17 protein-coding genes and 1 tRNA gene are annotated in these 17,881 nt (G+C 69.8%); 14 read left to right on the top strand and 4 right to left on the bottom strand.

The window, feature by feature from the left end:
* Window positions 1–120 precede the first annotated feature (120 nt).
* Together ACFY2Q_RS28455 and ACFY2Q_RS28450 are read left to right on the top strand one after the other, a co-directional pair.
* Window positions 121–1,872, top strand: a complete 1,752-nt coding sequence (locus ACFY2Q_RS28455) for a CTP synthase (RefSeq protein WP_387135553.1) — start codon at window positions 121–123, stop codon at window positions 1,870–1,872.
* 25 nt (window positions 1,873–1,897) lie between these two features.
* Window positions 1,898–2,503 carry an NUDIX domain-containing protein gene (locus ACFY2Q_RS28450; protein ID WP_387135551.1) on the top strand — a complete coding sequence of 202 codons (606 nt, stop codon included), beginning with the start codon at window positions 1,898–1,900 and terminating at the stop codon, window positions 2,501–2,503.
* 78 nt (window positions 2,504–2,581) lie between these two features.
* Here the strand turns inward: ACFY2Q_RS28450 and ACFY2Q_RS28445 are convergent, their stop codons facing one another.
* Window positions 2,582–2,839, bottom strand: a complete 258-nt coding sequence (locus tag ACFY2Q_RS28445) for a TM2 domain-containing protein (protein ID WP_387135549.1) — start codon at window positions 2,837–2,839, stop codon at window positions 2,582–2,584.
* Window positions 2,840–3,131: 292 nt separating this feature from the next.
* On the opposite strand from ACFY2Q_RS28445, the gene ald reads away from it, so the two are divergent.
* From ald to ACFY2Q_RS28400, 9 genes are all read left to right on the top strand, one after another.
* Window positions 3,132–4,247, top strand: coding sequence for an alanine dehydrogenase (gene ald, locus ACFY2Q_RS28440; protein ID WP_387135547.1), 1,116 nt, complete (start codon window positions 3,132–3,134; stop codon window positions 4,245–4,247).
* A gap of 21 nt (window positions 4,248–4,268) precedes the next feature.
* Window positions 4,269–5,252, top strand: coding sequence for a site-specific tyrosine recombinase XerD (locus tag ACFY2Q_RS28435; RefSeq protein WP_387135587.1), 984 nt, complete (start codon window positions 4,269–4,271; stop codon window positions 5,250–5,252).
* A gap of 179 nt (window positions 5,253–5,431) precedes the next feature.
* Window positions 5,432–6,355, top strand: a complete 924-nt coding sequence (locus ACFY2Q_RS28430) for a ParA family protein (RefSeq protein WP_030487987.1) — start codon at window positions 5,432–5,434, stop codon at window positions 6,353–6,355.
* A gap of 203 nt (window positions 6,356–6,558) precedes the next feature.
* Entirely contained in the window at window positions 6,559–7,686 is a 1,128-nt protein-coding gene (locus ACFY2Q_RS28425; RefSeq protein ID WP_387135585.1) for a segregation and condensation protein A, read from the top strand.
* A complete protein-coding gene (gene scpB, locus ACFY2Q_RS28420; RefSeq protein ID WP_387135543.1) occupies window positions 7,679–8,713 on the top strand; it encodes an SMC-Scp complex subunit ScpB in 1,035 nt (344 codons plus the stop codon). Before ACFY2Q_RS28425 ends, scpB begins: the two co-directional genes overlap by 8 nt.
* Window positions 8,700–9,470, top strand: coding sequence for a pseudouridine synthase (locus ACFY2Q_RS28415; RefSeq protein ID WP_387135541.1), 771 nt, complete (start codon window positions 8,700–8,702; stop codon window positions 9,468–9,470). Before scpB ends, ACFY2Q_RS28415 begins: the two co-directional genes overlap by 14 nt.
* Window positions 9,471–9,666: 196 nt before the next feature.
* Window positions 9,667–10,347, top strand: coding sequence for a (d)CMP kinase (gene cmk / locus ACFY2Q_RS28410; RefSeq protein WP_387135538.1), 681 nt, complete (start codon window positions 9,667–9,669; stop codon window positions 10,345–10,347).
* Window positions 10,344–11,750 (top strand): ribosome biogenesis GTPase Der, encoded by a 1,407-nt coding sequence (gene der, locus ACFY2Q_RS28405; protein WP_387135535.1) that lies wholly within the window; start codon window positions 10,344–10,346, stop codon window positions 11,748–11,750. Before cmk ends, der begins: the two co-directional genes overlap by 4 nt.
* Before the next feature lie 188 nt (window positions 11,751–11,938).
* A tRNA-Pro gene (locus tag ACFY2Q_RS28400) sits at window positions 11,939–12,012 on the top strand.
* A 299-nt stretch (window positions 12,013–12,311) separates the two neighbouring features.
* Here the strand turns inward: ACFY2Q_RS28400 and ACFY2Q_RS28395 are convergent.
* Window positions 12,312–12,500: a hypothetical protein gene (locus ACFY2Q_RS28395; protein WP_387135532.1), complete on the bottom strand. Its 189-nt coding sequence runs from the start codon at window positions 12,498–12,500 to the stop codon at window positions 12,312–12,314.
* A gap of 60 nt (window positions 12,501–12,560) precedes the next feature.
* Here ACFY2Q_RS28395 and ACFY2Q_RS28390 point away from each other — a divergent pair, with 60 nt between their 5' ends.
* Window positions 12,561–13,493, top strand: coding sequence for a hypothetical protein (locus ACFY2Q_RS28390; protein ID WP_387135530.1), 933 nt, complete (start codon window positions 12,561–12,563; stop codon window positions 13,491–13,493).
* Window positions 13,494–13,500: 7 nt separating this feature from the next.
* Here ACFY2Q_RS28390 and ACFY2Q_RS28385 read toward each other — a convergent pair whose 3' ends face one another.
* Entirely contained in the window at window positions 13,501–13,857 is a 357-nt protein-coding gene (locus ACFY2Q_RS28385; protein WP_387135528.1) for a hypothetical protein, read from the bottom strand.
* A 60-nt stretch (window positions 13,858–13,917) separates the two neighbouring features.
* Here ACFY2Q_RS28385 and ACFY2Q_RS28380 point away from each other — a divergent pair, with 60 nt between their 5' ends.
* Window positions 13,918–15,147, top strand: a complete 1,230-nt coding sequence (locus tag ACFY2Q_RS28380) for a hypothetical protein (protein WP_387135525.1) — start codon at window positions 13,918–13,920, stop codon at window positions 15,145–15,147.
* A 45-nt stretch (window positions 15,148–15,192) separates the two neighbouring features.
* Window positions 15,193–15,639, top strand: coding sequence for a hypothetical protein (locus ACFY2Q_RS28375; RefSeq protein ID WP_387135522.1), 447 nt, complete (start codon window positions 15,193–15,195; stop codon window positions 15,637–15,639).
* Between the two features lie 787 nt (window positions 15,640–16,426).
* Here the strand turns inward: ACFY2Q_RS28375 and ACFY2Q_RS28370 are convergent.
* Window positions 16,427–16,864 (bottom strand): hypothetical protein, encoded by a 438-nt coding sequence (locus ACFY2Q_RS28370; protein ID WP_387135520.1) that lies wholly within the window; start codon window positions 16,862–16,864, stop codon window positions 16,427–16,429.
* Between the last annotated feature and the right edge of the window lie 1,017 nt (window positions 16,865–17,881).

The following is a 17,881-nucleotide window of genomic DNA, read 5'->3' as shown; positions in this document are numbered from 1 at the left end:
TGCGGCCTGCGAGTACCCGTCGCAGAGGTGTTACCGTGGAATCCCGTGGATCGCGTGATCACTTTGGTGGTCAAAGCACGGCGGTCTGCATGACCGCGACGGACGACACGGGAGCAGGCCTTGGCCCCATCAGCACGGACGACCAGGCACATTTTCGTCACCGGGGGCGTCGCCTCCTCGCTGGGCAAGGGCCTCACCGCCTCCAGCCTCGGCAACCTGCTGACCGCGCGCGGTCTGCGTGTGGTGATGCAGAAGCTCGACCCCTACCTCAACGTCGACCCCGGAACGATGAACCCGTTCCAGCACGGCGAGGTCTTCATTACCGAGGACGGCGCCGAGACCGACCTCGACGTCGGCCACTACGAGCGATTCCTGGACCGGGCGTTGTCCGGCAAGGCGAACGTCACCACCGGCCAGATCTACTCCGACGTGATCGCCAAGGAGCGGCGCGGCGAGTATCTCGGTGACACGGTGCAGGTCATCCCGCACATCACCAACGAGATCAAGTCGCGGATCCTGGCGATGGGCGACCCGGACGACGACGGCGTCCTGCCCGACGTGGTGATCACGGAGGTCGGTGGCACGGTCGGCGACATCGAGTCGCTGCCGTTCCTGGAGGCGATCCGCCAGGTCCGTCACGACCTGGGCCGGGACAACTGCTTCTACCTGCACGTGTCGCTGGTGCCCTACTTGGCGCCGTCGGGTGAGCTGAAGACCAAGCCGACCCAGCACTCTGTGGCGCAGTTGCGCAACATCGGCATCCAGCCGGATGCCATCGTGCTGCGCTGCGACCGGGAGATCCCGGTGAAGCTCAAGGAGAAGCTGTCGCTCTACTGCGACGTGGACACCGAGGCGGTCGTCGCCGCTCCGGACGCGCCGAGCATCTACGACATTCCGAAGGTGCTGCACCGTGAGGGGCTCGACGCGTACGTGGTGCGCCGGCTCGGGCTGTCGTTCCGGGACGTGGACTGGGCCAGCTGGGACGACCTGCTGGAGCGGGTGCACCGGCCCCGGCACACGGTGACCGTCGCGGTGGTGGGCAAGTACGTCGACCTGCCCGACGCGTACCTGTCGGTGAGCGAGGCGATCCGGGCGGCCGGTTTCGGTCACCGGGCCCGGGTGCAGCTGCGCTGGGTGCCCAGCGACGAGTGCGTCACCCCGGCCGGTGCTGCGGCGGCCCTGGCCGGTGTGGACGGCATCGTCATCCCCGGCGGGTTCGGTGTACGCGGCATCGAGGGCAAGATCGGCACGGCCCGGTACGCGCGGGAGAACGGCATCCCGCTGCTCGGTCTCTGCCTCGGCCTGCAGTGCATGACCATCGACGTGGCCCGGCACCTGGCCGGTCTGGACGGCGCCAACTCGTTGGAGTTCGACGAGCAGGCCACGCACCCGGTGATTGCCACGATGGCCGACCAGGAGGACATCGTCGCCGGCAAGGGTGACCTGGGCGGCACCATGCGGCTCGGGGCGTACCCGGCCACGTTGACCAAGGGTTCGATCGTCGCCGAGGCGTACGGCAGCACCGACATCAGCGAGCGGCACCGGCACCGGTACGAGGTCAACAACGCCTACCGGGACGCGCTGACCAAGGCGGGTCTGCACATCTCCGGGACCTCGCCGGACGGTCGGCTCGTCGAGTTCGTCGAGCTGGACCGGAGTCTGCACCCGTTCTTCGTGGCCACGCAGGCGCATCCGGAGCTGAAGAGCCGCCCCACCCGGCCGCACCCGCTGTTCGCCTCGTTCGTGAAGGCCGCTGTGGCGTACTCGCAGGCCGACCAGTTGCCGGTCGACCTGGACCCGGCGACGGAGGCCCCGTCGGCGCGCAAGGCCGCCCGCAACGGTGCGTCGACGACTGCCGGTTCGGCGTCGTGAGCGAGCGCGCCGGCGGGGTGACCGCGTGAGTGCCGTCGAGCACCGCTACGAGGTGCGTTCCCGCGAGGAGCATTACCGGGGGCGGATCTTCGACGTGGTCAGCGAGGAGGTGACCATGCCGGGCGGCGGGACCGCGCTGCGGGACCTCGTGCGGCACGTCGGGGCGGTTGCCGTGGTGGCGCTCGACGAGGCCGGGCAGGTGGTGCTGATCCGGCAGTACCGGCACCCGGTCGGGCGGCACCTGTGGGAGCTGCCGGCCGGGCTGATGGACGTCTCCGGCGAGGAGTTGCCGGCCGCCGCGCTGCGGGAGTTGGCCGAGGAGGCCGACCTCACGGCCGGGCGGATCGACGTGCTTGTCGACCTGCACAGCTCGCCGGGGTTCACCAACGAGTTGGTCCGCGTCTACCTCGCCCGGGACCTGGCCGACGTGCCGGCGGGCGAGCGCCACGAGCGCCACGACGAGGAGGCCGACCTGCAGGTCGTCCGGATCGCCCTGGACGAGGCGGTCGACATGGTCCTGGCCGGCGAGATCACCAACGCCTCGGCGGTGGCCGGTCTGCTGGCCGCGGCCCGCGCCCGCGACACCGGTTTCTCGGCACTGCGCCGGGCGGACGCGCCGCTGCCGCGCTGAGCCACCACCCCACTGAGGGGTACGAGCGAAAGGGCCCCGCGGCAAGCCGCGGGGCCCTTCGACGTTCAGGGTGGGGGATCAGTCGCGCAGCGGACGGCCCTGCGCGTCCGTGCCGCCGTTCACCAGGATCATGATGCCGTCGATGACGCCCCAGAGCGCGCCGACGCCGCAGGTCACGATGCTGACGACGAGCTGGAGAACAGCGATCTTGGTGTGTCCGGTGTAGAACCGACCGGCACCGAAGGTGCCGAGCAGGATGCCGAGGATGCCCGCGACGACCTTGCTCTTGTCGGACTGGCCCGGGGCGTACCCGGGCTGATAAGGAGGAGTGGTCATGGGCGGACACATTAGTGATCCACTCGGCCGCTGTCCGCATACACGCCCGTCAGGTGGGACGATAATGGCGAATACTGTCCTGACGGCTGAGGCGGGATCACACCGCCGGCCAACGGTCGCTGCCCTGACACACCGTCAGGACACCCGAGCACCGGATGTCACAGTGCTGGCTTTCGGTGGGGCCGGGCGCGCCTAGACTGCCGCCGACGGGACCGGTGGACCGTGGCGGCAATGGGGCCGCCGCGGCACCGAGCAGTCGGGGGAAGCAGCCCCGAAGAGAGGTGTCTGCATCGTGAAGGTCGGAATCCCACGCGAGGTCAAGAACCACGAGTACCGCGTGGCGATCACGCCCGCGGGCGTCAACGAGTTCACCCGCAGTGGCCACCAGGTCTTCGTCGAGGCCGGCGCCGGGCTCGGCTCCAGCATCACCGACGACGAGTTCGCGGCGGCGGGCGCGAAGATCCTGGCGACCGCCGACGAGGTGTGGGAGACCGCCGAGCTGGTGCTCAAGGTCAAGGAGCCGATCGCCGAGGAATACCACCGGATGCGCGAAGGGCAGGTGCTCTTCACCTACCTGCACCTGGCCGCCTCCAAGGAGTGCACCGACGCGCTCATCGACCGCAAGGTCACCGGCATCGCGTACGAGACCGTCGAACTGCCCGACCGCTCGCTGCCGCTGCTCGCCCCGATGTCCGAGGTCGCCGGCCGGCTCGCCCCGCAGGTGGGCGCCTTCTACATGATGCGTACCGGCGGCGGGCGCGGTGTGCTTCCTGGCGGTGTCTCCGGTGTGTACGCGGCCAAGACCGTGGTCATCGGCGCCGGTGTCTCCGGCATGAACGCCGCCGCCATCGCGCTGGGCCTGCAGTCCGAGGTGCTGCTGCTGGACAAGAACGTCGCCCGGCTGCGGCAGGCCGACGCCATCTACCGCGGCCACCTGCAGACCGTCGCCTCCAACGCGTATGAGGTCGAGCGGGCAGTGCTCGACGCCGACCTGGTCATCGGCGCCGTGCTGGTGCCCGGTGCCAAGGCGCCGACGCTCATCTCCAACGAGTTGGTCTCCCGGATGAAGCCGGGCAGCGTGCTCGTCGACATCGCCATCGACCAGGGCGGCTGCTTCGAGGACTCGCGTCCCACCACGCACGCCGACCCGGTCTACAAGGTGCACGAGTCGATCTTCTACTGCGTCGCGAACATGCCCGGCGCGGTCCCGAACACCAGCACCTACGCGCTGACGAACGTCACCCTGCCGTACGCCCTCGAACTGGCCAACCAGGGCTGGCGCGAGGCGCTGCGCCGCGATTCGGCGCTGGCGTTGGGCCTGAACACCCACGACGGTCGGGTCACCTACGGTCCGGTCGCCGAGGCGCACGGCATGGACGTGCTCCCGCTGGCCGACGCGCTGGCCTAGAACGGTGGCGTACTGACCGGCATCGCGGCCAGGGCCGGCACGGGCGACGAGCCCGCGCCGGCCCTGCGTCGTGCCGTCCGCGGCTACCTCGACCACCTCACCGTCGAACGTGGCCTGTCGGCGAACACCCTCTCCTCGTACCGTCGGGATCTGGAGCGCTATCTCACGACGCTTGCCGCCGCCGGCATCGCGGACCTCGCGTCGGTCGGCGCCGGCGTCGTCGAATCGCATCTGGCCCGGCTGCGTGCCGGTGACGACGCGCACCCGCCCCTTGCGGTGTCGTCCGCCGCCCGCGCGGCCAGCGCGGTACGCGGCCTGCACCGCTTCGCGCTGCGCGAAGGGCTGGCCGGCGCCGACCCCAGCCGCGACGTCCGACCGCCCACCCCGCCCCGCCGGCTGCCCCGCGCGCTGCCGGTCGACGACGTGGTCCGGCTGCTGGAGACGGCCGGGCCGGTCTCCGCGACAGGCGACGACGCGCCGCTCGCGCTGCGCGACAGGGCGCTGCTGGAGTTTCTGTACGGCACCGGCGCGCGGATCTCCGAGGCCGTCGGCGCCGCGATCGACGACCTCGACACCGACGAGGGCACGGTGCTGTTGCGCGGCAAGGGCGGCCGGGTGCGGCTGGTGCCGATCGGGGGGTACGCCGTCGAGGCGGTCCGTGCCTACCTGGTCCGGGCCCGTCCCGGCCTGGCCGCCGCCGGCCGCGGCACCCCTGCGGTCTTCCTCAACGCGCGTGGGGGAGCGCTGTCCCGGCAGGGCGCCTGGGCGATCCTGCGTCGTGCCGCCGGGCGGGCCGGCCTGCCGGTCGACGGCCCGGCGGCGGTGTCCCCGCACACCCTGCGCCACTCCTACGCCACCCACCTGCTCGACGGTGGCGCCGACGTGCGGGTGGTCCAGGAACTGCTCGGCCACGCGTCGGTGACCACCACCCAGGTCTACACGCTCGTCACAGTCGAGCGGCTGCGCGAGGTGTACGCCACCGCCCACCCGCGCGCCCGCGGCTGAACCGGGCGGGGTCGGCGCCGACACGCCGGGCCGGTGCTGAACGACCTGCTGGTCGGTGGCGTACAGTCGGCATCGGCGCGGACCTCCTGGGGCGACAGACCGGGGTGCGCAGCGGCGCCGCGAAGGACGTCGGACGGCTCCGACGCCGGGTGGGGTCGTCGGGAGGGGGCAACGAGCACATGGCTGGCAACGGTGACCGTGCCGAGACCTGGACGTCGGAGCTCCGCGAGCAGCAGGCCACGCTCGGCGCGGACCTGGGTCCTGCGGACCCGGCTGCCTACACGATGCGCAAGCCCATTCCCGAGCCGATGCCCACCGATCGGCACGGCCCGGCGCGCATCATCGCGATGGCCAACCAGAAGGGTGGCGTCGGCAAGACCACGACCACCATCAACCTGGGCGCGGCGCTCGCCGAGTACGGCCGCAAGGTGCTGCTTGTCGACTTCGACCCGCAGGGCGCGCTCTCGGTGGGGCTCGGGGTCAACCCGCACAACCTCGACCTGTCGATCTACAACCTGCTCATGCAGGACGACATCATCGCCGAGGACGTCGTCATCAAGACCGACGTCGCGGGGCTGCACCTACTGCCGGCCAACATCGACCTCTCCGCCGCCGAGATCCAGCTCGTCAACGAGGTGGCCCGGGAGATGGCCCTGGCCCGGGTGCTGCGCACGGTCCGCAAGGAATACGACTACATCCTGATCGACTGCCAGCCCTCACTCGGTCTGCTGGCGATCAACGCGCTGACCGTCGCGCACGGCGTGCTCATCCCGCTCGAATGCGAGTTCTTCAGCCTCCGTGGTGTGGCGCTGCTGCTGGACACCATCGACAAGGTGCGGGAGCGGCTCAACTTCGACCTGGAGCTCGAAGGCATCCTCGCCACCATGTACGACAGCCGCACCACCCACTGCCGCCAGGTGTTGCAGCGGGTCGTGGAGGCGTTCGGCGACAAGGTCTACCAGACGGTCATCACCAAGACGGTGAAGTTCCCCGAGTCCACCGTGGCCGGTGCGCCCATCACCACTATGGATCCGGCGTCCTCCGGGGCGCGCAACTACCGTCAACTGGCCCGCGAGGTGATCGCCGCCCAGTCGGAGCGGTAGCCGGAACACCCCGTGCCCGCTTCGTGCACTACGGTCGTCCGGTGACCGCGCCACCCCTGTACCCGTCCGAGGCCGCTGCACCGGCCGCGGTCGACGGTGTGCCGCCCGCGGGTGACGGTGCGCCGCCCTCGGTTGACGGTGCGCCGCCTGCGGGTGACGGTGTGCCGCCCTCGGTTGACGGTGCGCCGCCTGCGGGTGACGGTGTGGTGCCCGCCGACCCGGCGGCCAGCGGCTTCACGGTGCGGCTGGCCAACTTCACCGGCCCGTTCGACCTGCTGCTGCAACTCATCGGCAAACACAAGCTCGACGTCACCGAGGTGGCCCTGCACACGGTCACCGACGAGTTCATCGCCTACATCCGAGCCATGGGCGACAACTGGGACCTCGACGAGGCAAGCGAGTTTCTGCTCATCGCCGCGACCCTGCTCGACCTCAAGGCCGCCCGGCTGCTCCCCGCTGCCGAGGTGGAGGACGAAGCAGACCTCGCCCTGCTGGAGGCCCGGGACCTGCTCTTCGCCCGGCTGCTGCAGTACAAGGCGTACAAGGAGGCGGCCGCGCACATCGCCGAGTTGGAGGCGGTCGGCGGTCGGCGGTATCCACGGGCGGTAAGCCTGGAACCCCGGTACGCCGAGGCGCTGCCCGACCTGGTGCTCGGCATCGGCCCGCAGCGGCTGTTGAAGCTGGCCGTCAGGGCGATGACCCCGAAGCCCGTGCCGGAAGTCTCCATCGCCCACGTGCACATGGTCCGGGTAAGCGTCCGGGAACACGCGGCGATCCTCGCCTCCCGACTGCGCCGGGCCGGCACGGCGACGTTCTCGCTGCTCTGCGCCGACTGCGAGGCGACCCTGGAGGTGGTGGCCCGGTTCCTGGCGCTGCTGGAGCTGTACCGGGAAGGGCTTGTGGCCTTTGTCCAGGAGCAGGCCCTGGAGGAGCTGACGGTCCGCTGGACCGGCCCGACCGACGGCGACACCGAACTGCACGTCGACGAGTACGCCGGCACCCCCGCCGACCCGGAGCCCGCTGTCGTGCCGGTTCCCGCTGTCGTGCCGGAGCCGGTGCCGGAGGCCGTTCTCGGGCCGGGGCCGGCGCCCGCTGTCGTGCCGGAGCCGGAGCGGGTTTTCTTGCCGGAGCCGGAGCCGGAGCCGGAGCCGGAGCCGGAGCCGGAGCCGGAGCCGGAGCCGGAGCCGGAGCCGGAGCCGGACTCGGGGCCGGGGCCGGGGCCCTTGCCGGAGGCCGCTTTCGTGCCGGAGCCCGGGCCGGGGTTGGAGCTGGCGGGTGGGGCCGGGGGAGCAGACCGGGCGGGAACGACGGAGGACGAGCGGAATGAGTGACGAGCAGCGTCGGGATTCCCTGGCCGACCAGGCCGCCGCCTGGATCCCCCCATGGGACCGCCCTCGCCAACCGCCTCCCACCCCCGAAGCTGTCGAATCTCCGGGCGCTCCCGAAGCTGTCGAGTCTCTCGGCGCTCCCGAGACTCCCCGCGCCCCCGAGGCTGTCGAGTCTCCCGGCACCGCCGAGCCCGATGAGCATGGCGAAGATTGCGCCACCGACCAACTCGACCCCGCGTCCGTCACCGTCCCGCCGCTGGCCTCGGAAGATCTTGGAAGCAAACCGCCCCTCCGGGGGCCGAATTCTTCCAAGATCTCGGGGGATCCCGATGCCGGCGAGCCTGGTGCCGGCGAGCCTGGTGCCGGCGAGCCTGGTGCCGGGGCGACTGGGGTGGGGGAGTTGGGCGGGGGTGGGGACGTACCCCGGCGGGAGGTGGCGGGGCGACGGCGGGTGACGGTCGTCACGCAGCCCGCGCCGGAGCTGGCCGACGCCGAGCTGCGCGGAGCGTTGGAGGCGATCCTGCTGGTGGTGGACGAGCCGGTCAGCGAGCTGGTCCTGGCCCAGGTGTTGGAGCAGCCGGCCGAGCGGATCGGGCCGATGCTGGACGAGATCGCCGCCGGTTACGCGGCTGCCGGGCACGGGTTCGAGCTGCGGCGGGCGGCCGGCGGTTGGCGGTTGTACACCCGGCCGGAATACGCTACGTACGTCGAGCGGTTCGTCCTGGACGGGCAGTCCGTGCGACTGACCCAGGCAGCGCTGGAGACTCTGGCTGTGGTCGCTTACAAGCAGCCGGTGACCCGGTCGCGGGTCTCGGCCATCCGGGGTGTGAACTGCGACGGTGTCATCCGTACGCTGGTGAGCCGCGGTCTCATCGAGGAGTGCGGCACCGAACAGGACAGCGGGGCCTTCCTGTACCGGACCACCACACTGTTCCTGGAGAAGCTCGGGCTGAACACCGTCGACGAGCTGCCTCCCCTGGCCCCCTTCCTGCCCGACGACGTAGAAGAGCTTGCTGATGCGACCCGATAACCGTTCCCCCAAACCCGACGCGCCCGTCTTCGAGGGGGCGGAGCGCCTGCAGAAGGTGCTCGCCGCCGCCGGCGTGGGCTCTCGGCGCGCCTGCGAGGACCTGATCTTTCGTCGCCGCGTCACTGTCGACGGGCGCGTCGCCAAGCTCGGCGACAAGGTCGACCCGGCCATCGCGGTGATCCACGTGGACGGGGAGCGCCTCCAGGTCGACGTCCGCCTGGTCTACGTGGCGATGAACAAGCCGCGCGGCGTGGTCACCACAATGGCGGACGAAAAGGGACGCAACGAGCTGTCCGACTTCATCGGCGCCCGGCTGGAGCAGCGGGTCTACCACGTCGGGCGGCTCGACGCGGACAGCGAGGGCCTGCTGCTGCTCACCAACGACGGCACCCTCGCGCACAAGCTCATGCACCCCTCGTACCAGGTGTTGAAGACCTACCTCGCCGAGGTGGTCGGGCCGATCCCGCGCAACCTGAGCAAGCGGCTGCTGGCCGGGGTCGAGCTGGAGGACGGGCCGGTCAAGGTCGACTCGTTCAAGGTGGTGGACACTCTCGGCAAATCCGCCCAGGTGGAGCTGAGCCTGCACGAGGGCCGCAAGCACATCGTCCGACGGCTGATGGAGGAGGTCGGCCACCCGGTCACCCGGCTGGTGCGTACCTCGATCGGTCCGATCCGGCTGGGTGACCTGCGCACCGGGCGGATCCGGCGGCTGACCAACGCGGAGGTCGCCGCCCTGTTCAACGCGGTGGGTGACTGACCCCCGAGTTCGGGGGTACGGCTGCCGGTAGGCTCCGGTACGGCCGAGACGCGGTCGCCTGGGTGGCGTGGGTCGCCTCCGGCGGCGTCGCGCGGGGGTCCGGCAAGGACCCCGGGCATGATTGATGACGATTGACTAACCGCTTGCGGCGCCGAATCACCGGGCGTTCCGCGAGGTACGGGCTGAGGAGGACACGGTGGAGGAAAACGTACGGGCCGAGCGATGTGTGGTCGCTGTGGACGGGCCGTCCGGTTCGGGTAAGTCCACCGTGTCGCGGCGGCTCGCCGTCAGCATCGGTGCGCGCTACCTGGACACCGGGGCGATGTACCGGGCGATCACGTTCGCCGTGCTGCGCTCCGGCGTGGATCTCACCGACACCGCGTCGGTGGCCAAGGTCGCCGGTGAGGTCAACCTGCGCATCGGCACCCACCCGCAGGGGTACGCCGTGACCATCGACGGGGTCGGCGTGGACGCGGACATCCGGGGCCCGGAGGTGACCGGGGCGGTCTCCGCCGTGGCCGCGGTGCCAGCGGTCCGTGAACTGCTTGTCGCCCGACAGCGCGAAATGATCGCCAACGCTAACCGGATGGTGGTCGAGGGCCGTGACATCGGCTCGGTCGTGGCGCCGGACGCTGATCTGAAGGTCTTCCTGACCGCCTCCGAGGCGGCCCGTGCCGCCCGACGTAGCGCGGAGGACGCCACCGACGTGGCGGCCACCGCCGCCGACCTGGCCCGCCGGGACCTGCTCGACTCGACCCGCAAGGTCAACCCGCTGGCGCAGGCGCCGGACGCCGTCGTGCTGGACACGACCGAGCTGGGCATCGACGAGGTCGTGGCGCGGCTGCGTGAGCTGCTCACCGAGCGGGGCGTGGCATGAGCACCGATGGCGGTGGGTGGGTCGAGCTGCGTGAGCGCGACGTCGCCGTGGAGGAGCCGACCGGCCCGCAGCCGGTGGTGGCCGTGGTGGGTCGTCCCAACGTGGGCAAGTCCACGCTCGTCAACCGGATCATCGGCCGCCGGCAGGCGGTCGTCGAGGACATTCCCGGGGTGACCCGGGACCGGGTGCCGTACGACGCCCAGTGGAACGGCCGGGCGTTCACAGTGGTGGACACCGGCGGCTGGGAGCCCGACGCGAAGGACCGGGCCGCGGCCATCGCGGCGCAGGCCGAGATCGCGGTGGTCACCGCCGACGTGGTGCTGTTCGTGGTCGACGCCATGGTGGGTTCCACCGACGTCGACGAGGCCGCCGTGAAGATGCTGCGCCGCAGCGCCAAGCCGGTGATCCTGGTGGCCAACAAGGCGGACAACACCTCCATCGAGATGGAGGCCACGTCGCTGTGGTCGCTGGGCCTCGGTGAGCCGTTCCCGATCTCCGCACTGCACGGCCGGGGCTCCGGCGACCTGCTGGACGCCATCCTCGACGCGCTGCCCGAGGCGCCGACGATCGTGGAGAACCGGCCGCGCGGGCCACGACGGGTCGCGCTTGTCGGCCGCCCGAACGTCGGCAAGTCGAGCCTGCTCAACCGGTTCTCCGGCGAGGAGCGGGCGGTCGTCGACTCGGTCGCCGGCACCACCGTCGACCCGGTGGACAGCCTCGTCGAGATCGGCGGCCAGACCTGGCAACTGGTGGACACCGCCGGCCTGCGCAAGCGGGTCGGCAAGGCCAGCGGCACCGAGTACTACGCGAGCCTACGTACCGCCGGGGCCATCGACGCCGCCGAGGTGGCAGTCGTCCTGCTGGACGCCAGCGAGCCGATCAGCGAGCAGGACCAGCGGATCCTGTCGATGGTGACCGAAGCCGGCCGGGCGCTTGTCATCGCGTTCAACAAGTGGGACCTGGTCGACGCCGACCGTCGGTACTACCTGGACAAGGAGATCGACCGGGAACTGCGCCGCATCCCCTGGGCGATCCGGCTGAACCTGTCGGCGATGACCGGCCGGGCCGTCGACAAGCTGGCCCCGGCGCTGAACAAGGCGCTCGCCAGCTGGGAGACCCGGGTGCCGACCGCGCACCTCAACCAGTGGCTGACCGCCCTGGTGCAGGCCACCCCGCACCCGGTGCGCGGTGGACGCGCGCCGCGCATCCTGTTCGCCACCCAGGCCGGGGTGGCGCCGCCGCGGTTCGTGCTCTTCACCACCGGCCCGCTGGACGCTGGCTACCAGCGCTTCGTCGAGCGCAAGCTCCGCGAGGAATTCGGATACGAGGGCAGCCCCATCGAGATCTCCGTACGCCCCCGCAAGAAGCTCGGCCCCGGCGGCCGAGGCAAGGCGCACGGCTGACCTGTTACGTCCGATAAGCCGGATGGGCCGCGCTGGCCCGTCCGGCTTATCTCTACCCCACCCTCCTAGGACGCTCTAGGGGTTGTGCGGTGGTTCGGTGAGCTCGCGATGCGGGTGGGGCCTGTGCGGAACAGCGGCGGGTGCTGCGCTAAGCTGTAGCGGCTGTCGCAGGGGAAACCTCGCGAGGGCGGGACGTGGCGCAGCTTGGTAGCGCACTTGACTGGGGGTCAAGGGGTCGTCGGTTCGAATCCGGCCGTCCCGACTGGTTGACCTGGGGAGATGAAGATCTTCTCGGGTAACGGCGGTAACATCCGGCAACGGATGATCTTTATTGGCGGTAACCAGGTGCATGGTTGGCCGCCGGCCTGCTCGGCTTGGAACGCTCTGACCTGCCGCTTCATCTGCGTCTTGGATGAGGCGGCATCTTGGTCTCTTGATTCCGCGTCAAGTGCTGAAGCTGCTGCCAGATGTCGCGTCGTCGGGTGGCTCGGCAATCCTCCTCTCGCAGCAGGGCCGTCGGCTGGCGCCGCATCGTGAGCCGGTGAGCCGGTTGGCAGGGGGTCAGGTCCCGTGGATGCCGTGTCGTGGTAGGAACAGGCCGTGCCGATCGCCGTTGATGATGATCTGTTGAATCGTGCGGGTGAGCTGAAGCAGCAGCTGGTGGCGTTCTCGCAGCAGCCGCGTTACGACCGGGCGTTCGACGACGTGCTGGCGGACCAGCATGACGGGCGGTTTTCGCTCGACGAACACACCTTGATGATTTTGTGGGACTACTTCGTTTTGGAGCATCGGCTGCGTGACGGTCGGACGGTGGTGGAGCAATTCGTCGCCGCGCACTCGGAGTTGTCCGAGCCGGAGCGTCAGATGCTGCTCGGGTGGCGGGACGTGGTGCAGGGGCCCTTCGAGGTGCAGGGGCGCGACGGGCCGGCGCTGGTCGTGGTGAATCTCGTGGATGAGTTGACCTACCGGGTTCGTTCCAACATGGGTCCGTCGGTGTTCCGGCGGTCACCGCGTCGGTCGTTCCTGCTCGCTCGGCTGGTGGCGGTGGGCGAGGAGTGGATGATCAGCGGCCCGATGAACGTGTGGCGGGCGCAAGAGCGGAACGTCGCGTACCAGATGGCGTTGGAGATGTCGCTGCGCGCACCGGAGGCGGTGTACCGGAACCCGGAGAAGCTGGCCCAGGCGTGGGCGTTGCAGCGTCAGGACCGGGACCGGTTCGTGCGGTTCTTCGGTAGCGACCTGGTGGTGGTGCCGGGTGATCAGGTCGTCGGCCGGATGGCCGACTACCACGCGTTCTGCCGTGCCGAGGTGTCTGGCACGCCGTCCTCAGTCCTGGCCAGTGACGAGGCGGTGGTGTGCGAGTTGCCGCCGGATGTCGTGGACGCGGAGACGGTGGCGATGATCTACGACGAGGTCGACGGGTTGGGTTTCTACGCCGAGTTCGGGTTGGTGGAGGCGGCGTTCGCGGATCCGGACCTGCTGCGCCGCCGCCACCGGGAGCACACGCTGGCGTACCTGCAGGATGACAGCGTCGGCCCGTTGGTGCTGCGTCGGCTGGCCGCGCGTGATCCCGAGCGGGCCAGTGTGGTGTTCCGGCGGCTGCTGAAGAAGCCCCGTTTCGACTGGACCCGCGACGGTGAGGAACTTCTCCGCGCGCACAAGCCGGAGCACTTCCGACGGGCGCCGCGACCGCGGGTCAGCCCGGTCAGCGAGCGGCTGGCCGCCTACGCCCGCCGACGCTGAGGCACCGTCAGGTGCTGGGCAGGTCCCACTCGGGCCTCGGCCGGGCCGGGAACGGCGTGAGGCCGAGGTAGCGCCGGTAGGCGGCGTGGATCCAGGCGGTGACCGTGTCCGGCGGGAACGCCAGGTCGGCGAGGGTGACCTCGCCCGCGCCATCCGGGCCTTGGCAGGTGGCGACGAGGCCGCGTGCCTCGTTCGTGTAGTCGATCGAGGTGACGGTGACCGGGGTGCCCAGCAGGGTGGCCGCGGTGGGCAGGAGTGTTTCGTCCTCGATCACGGCGAGGAACGCGCTGTGTTGCTCGTCGGCGCCGTAGGCGTCGACGACGATCGCCTCGATTGCGTTGTCCAGATCCTGGTCATTCAGCACGCCCCACACGGTAGGGCGGTGCGTTCCCGACGCCGGGTCGCGGTCTGCTGAGATGGAGAGATGACCGGTGACGATCTGACGGTGTTGGTGGACCGGCTGCGCTGGGACCGCCGGCGGGATCCCTACCAGGGTCGACGGGAGTACTCGCAGACCGCCCGCCAGGTGGCCGAGGAGTGTGATCGGTTGGTTGCCGACGGTCGGGCGGATCTCGCGGTGCCGGTGTTGCGCAAGGGCGTCGACCGCGTCACCCGGGCCCTGATGTATCTGGATGACTCCTCCGGAATCATCGGAGACGACCTGCAGGAGCTCATGGACCTGTACGCGAAGGCGTGTGCGGCGGCGCTGCCGAACCCGGTCAGCCTGGCCGGCTGGCTGGTGAAGCTGGAGTGCGACGGTCCCGGCTGGCCCCGCGTCCGACTGGCCGACTTCGCTCCCGCACTGGGCAAGCGGGGGATCGCGGAGGTGGAGCGGCTGGTCGCCGAGCGGGCACGTGTGGCCGACTCGGAGTCGTGGACCGGCGCGTTCGCGGTGCGTGACCTGCGCGAGCAGCTCGCTGAGGTGTCGGGCGACGTCGATCGCTACGTCGCGGTGCTGGCCGAGCACCTGACCAACGCCGTGCAGTACCAACGGATCGCCGAGGTGCTACATGCCGCCGGGCGCCGGGACGAGGCGATGGACTGGGCCCGGCGGGGCGTGGCCGCCAACTCTGGCTCGCCCTACACCGACCGACTCCGCGACCTCCTGGTCGGCATGCTCCTCGCCGCTGGCGACACGCCGGGTGCCGTGCGGGTCCGGCGGGAGGAGTTCGGCCGGCATCCCACCGCTGCGGGACACCGATCGTTGATCGACACGGCGGGGGCGGCTGGCGGCGAGGATCCGACGGGTTGGGCGTTGGAGGTGCTTCGCGACCGGGTCGACCAGGAGCCGGTGTACGCCTCGGAGTTGGTCGGCGTGCTGGTGGCGGTGGGCCGCGAAGATGAGGCCTGGCAGGAGGCCCTTCGCCACCGGCGGTGGCTCGGCGGGGCGCAGTGGCAGACCCTGCTGGAAAGGCGGGCCGTGATGCATCCGGCGGAGGTGATCCAGCCGTACCGGGACCTTGTCGAGCAGGCGATCCTCAATTCGGCTGACAAACGGCGCTACCGACGGGCCGTCGCGTTGCTCCCGGCCCTGCGGGCGGCGTACCAGGCGGCAGGAGAGACCGCGGCGTTCGGGCGGTACCTCGCCGAGCTGCGGGTTGAGCACAAGCGCCGGCCGACGTTGGTCAAGACCCTCGACGCCGCCGGGCTGTAGCTGACCGGTCTCCCGATTGCGGGTTGCTGGAGCAGTAGTCACCTGATGGCCCCGGATCCCGTGCTGACAATCGACTGGGCCGGCAGTCTCGCGGCCGAGGGGGAAGCGGACATACCGTGGTTGCCGACGACCACGGCAACGGGAGTGGACACCATGCTCGACGTACGCCACCTCGATCTCGAGGAGATCGCCACGGCGCTGCAGGACCAGAGCGCAGACGAGTACCGCTGGCTCATCGACCCGGCCAGCGGCGAAATCATGATGTGGACGGCTGACGGCGGCATAGACGGGAAGACACCGGTGGACCTGGATGAACTCGACCTGGTTCCGATCGAGGCGTTACCCCCCTCCGTCTGGCACCGCGACATGGTCGACTTTGCCGAGCGGGTCAGCGACGAGCAGGCGGGCCGCAGACTCTTACGGGCCGTCCAAGGCAGGGGTGCCTTCCGACGGTTCAGGACGAACTGCACGACGAGGATCCGCACCTACTGACGGTCTGGCACGCCTTCCACCAGGCTCGGGCAACCCGCCGGGCCATTGACTGGCTGCTCGACAGCAGCCTGATCGATGACGCTGCCGCGAGCCGCTGGCGGATCGAGCACCCTGACCCGGACGTGCCGTGAGTCGAGCAGGCCGAGGAGACGGAGGCAGCAGAGCAGCCCCGATCGAACAATTCGACTGCTTAGAGTGGGGCGGTCCGTCAGGCAGAGACGCGCTCCACCTTGTCCCCGTCAGGGGAGGCTGGACGGTCTACGACTGCCCGACGAGGAGATCTGCTTCAAAGCAGGCGGTAGACCGGGGCGATGCGGCAATGCAGGCGGCTACTAGCTGGGTTGGCTTTTGTTCCTGCGAGCCGAGAGGGCTCGGTCGACCACTATCACAGGGATCGTGGAGATTGCACCGGCTACGGCGAGTGCCCACCAAGGCCAGTCACTGAGGAAGAGCCCAACCGCTATCAGGATGGCCAAAGTCGATAGATAGGCGAGGTACACCGGCCAGCGTATGCCGCTCAGCCTAGATGCTTGGGGCAAGCCCGTCGGCTTTGAGCGGTCCGCATCCGGTCCGCAAGAAGCCGGTGGGCGGCGGGGGAGCGGTGAGAGATGTCGAGAGGCGTTTCCGCAGGTGAACGAGTACAAATGCAGGTCGTCGGATCACCCTTCTTGATCTCGTAATGCACAGGTCAGTCAACCTCAGCCCGCTTCCGTCCACCGCCAACAGAAACTGTCGGGCATGCCGGGCAGTCAGCCGAAGGACTGTTGCGACATGGACTTCGCCAGGGCTATGGCGTGGGGCGGTTCATCGTCGGCCCTTCGGGAAGGCTCAGACCACTGTCTGTCCGGTGCAGGTAGCTGATCTCACTCCCGGTCCCCGACCTTGACTCGATGTATCGCTCGGTGCGCGGAAGCGGTACCTCGGCGAGTTTGCCGTCGTACAGCATCCAGAGGCCGAAGCAGTCGTCCTCCTCGTCGTGTATCAGCACCTGCACCGTCTCCGGGCGCGGCCAAGGAAGGGACTCCAGGTACTCCAGCAGGTGGGTCCAGTGGCGCCGGTGGGTGAACTCCGCGGCCCAACCGTGGCCGAACGTACCTGGCCATTCGCTCTCAATTGGCACGAAGATGTTGCTCCACGGACGTGTGCCGTCGTTGTCCCGGGTCAGCGGGGCCATGACCTCATGGGCGCCGGCAGCCAGCACGACAACTTCCGCGAATCTGCTCATACCAACATCCGATCTTGTGGGACGCGGTCACGCAACTGCCTCTGGGTCGTTCGGCGACATGGCCCGCAGTGGAGGAGGGCAACCGGGCGTGCCATTAGCGTGCCATTGGCCGAGGACAGCCGGGGTCAGCCGGGGCCACGAGAGACCACCGAGACCAGGCCGCCACCCCGATTGGCAGGCAGACATTGGCAATTCCCAAGCTGACAGTCTGGGAGCCACGCGTGGGAGCCACCGGGGCGGACTGGACCGGACGGACCGGAACCGATCGAGTTGCCGAGGGGCCGAGGACCAGGACCAGGCGGACGGGACCGGACGGCCTAGACATGGTCTTGGGAATCTACGGATCAGAAGGTTAGGGGTTCGAGTCCCTTCGGGCGCACTTTCGTCATCAAGGCCGTGACCAGCCGAAACGCTGGTTATGGCCTTGATCGCTTCCCAGGATGTGCCGCGATCTTCCATCATGTGGACGCTTGGTGCTCCGTTGGTGCTCCGTTGTCACCGTGCTGTCCCGGCGGGGGTTCGTGCCGTTGCGTGCTGACCGGTGCGTATGCGTGTCGCCTGGTCTGGATCATGGTCGGGATGCCGACACCCGACCATCCGGCCGGAGTCCATTGTGTTCAATGCTGTGGATGTTCTCCGTCAGGTAGGTGCCCGGGCAGTTGTCCGCCGTTGACCTGGAGCTGGCGCACGGTGACGAGCGGGGGTTGAGACGCCGGCCAGGGCGAGCACCGGCGATGACGGGGCGGAGCCCCGCTTCTGATTCCCGCCAGGTTGTGGGCCATCTCCCGCGTTCGGCCGGGTCCTACCCGCCGCCGCTGGCAGGGGCTCCCGACCGGGGTCTCGAAGGACCGATCAGACGGCGGCACACGACCCCAACCCGACCCGGCCCCCTGCGCCCCAGGCAAGGCCGACGTCGGCGGACCGGAACCTGTCAAGTCAAGTGAGACGTTTTCGTGGTCAGGTGTTCTGTAGTTCGGTGGGTTGAGCTGCTGGTTTGTTGATCCACACCGTGGTCGG

The organism is Micromonospora sp. NPDC000316 (assembly GCF_042898885.1).
GTDB lineage: Bacteria > Actinomycetota > Actinomycetes > Mycobacteriales > Micromonosporaceae > Micromonospora.
This window is presented reverse-complemented; position numbering and strand designations above follow the sequence as displayed.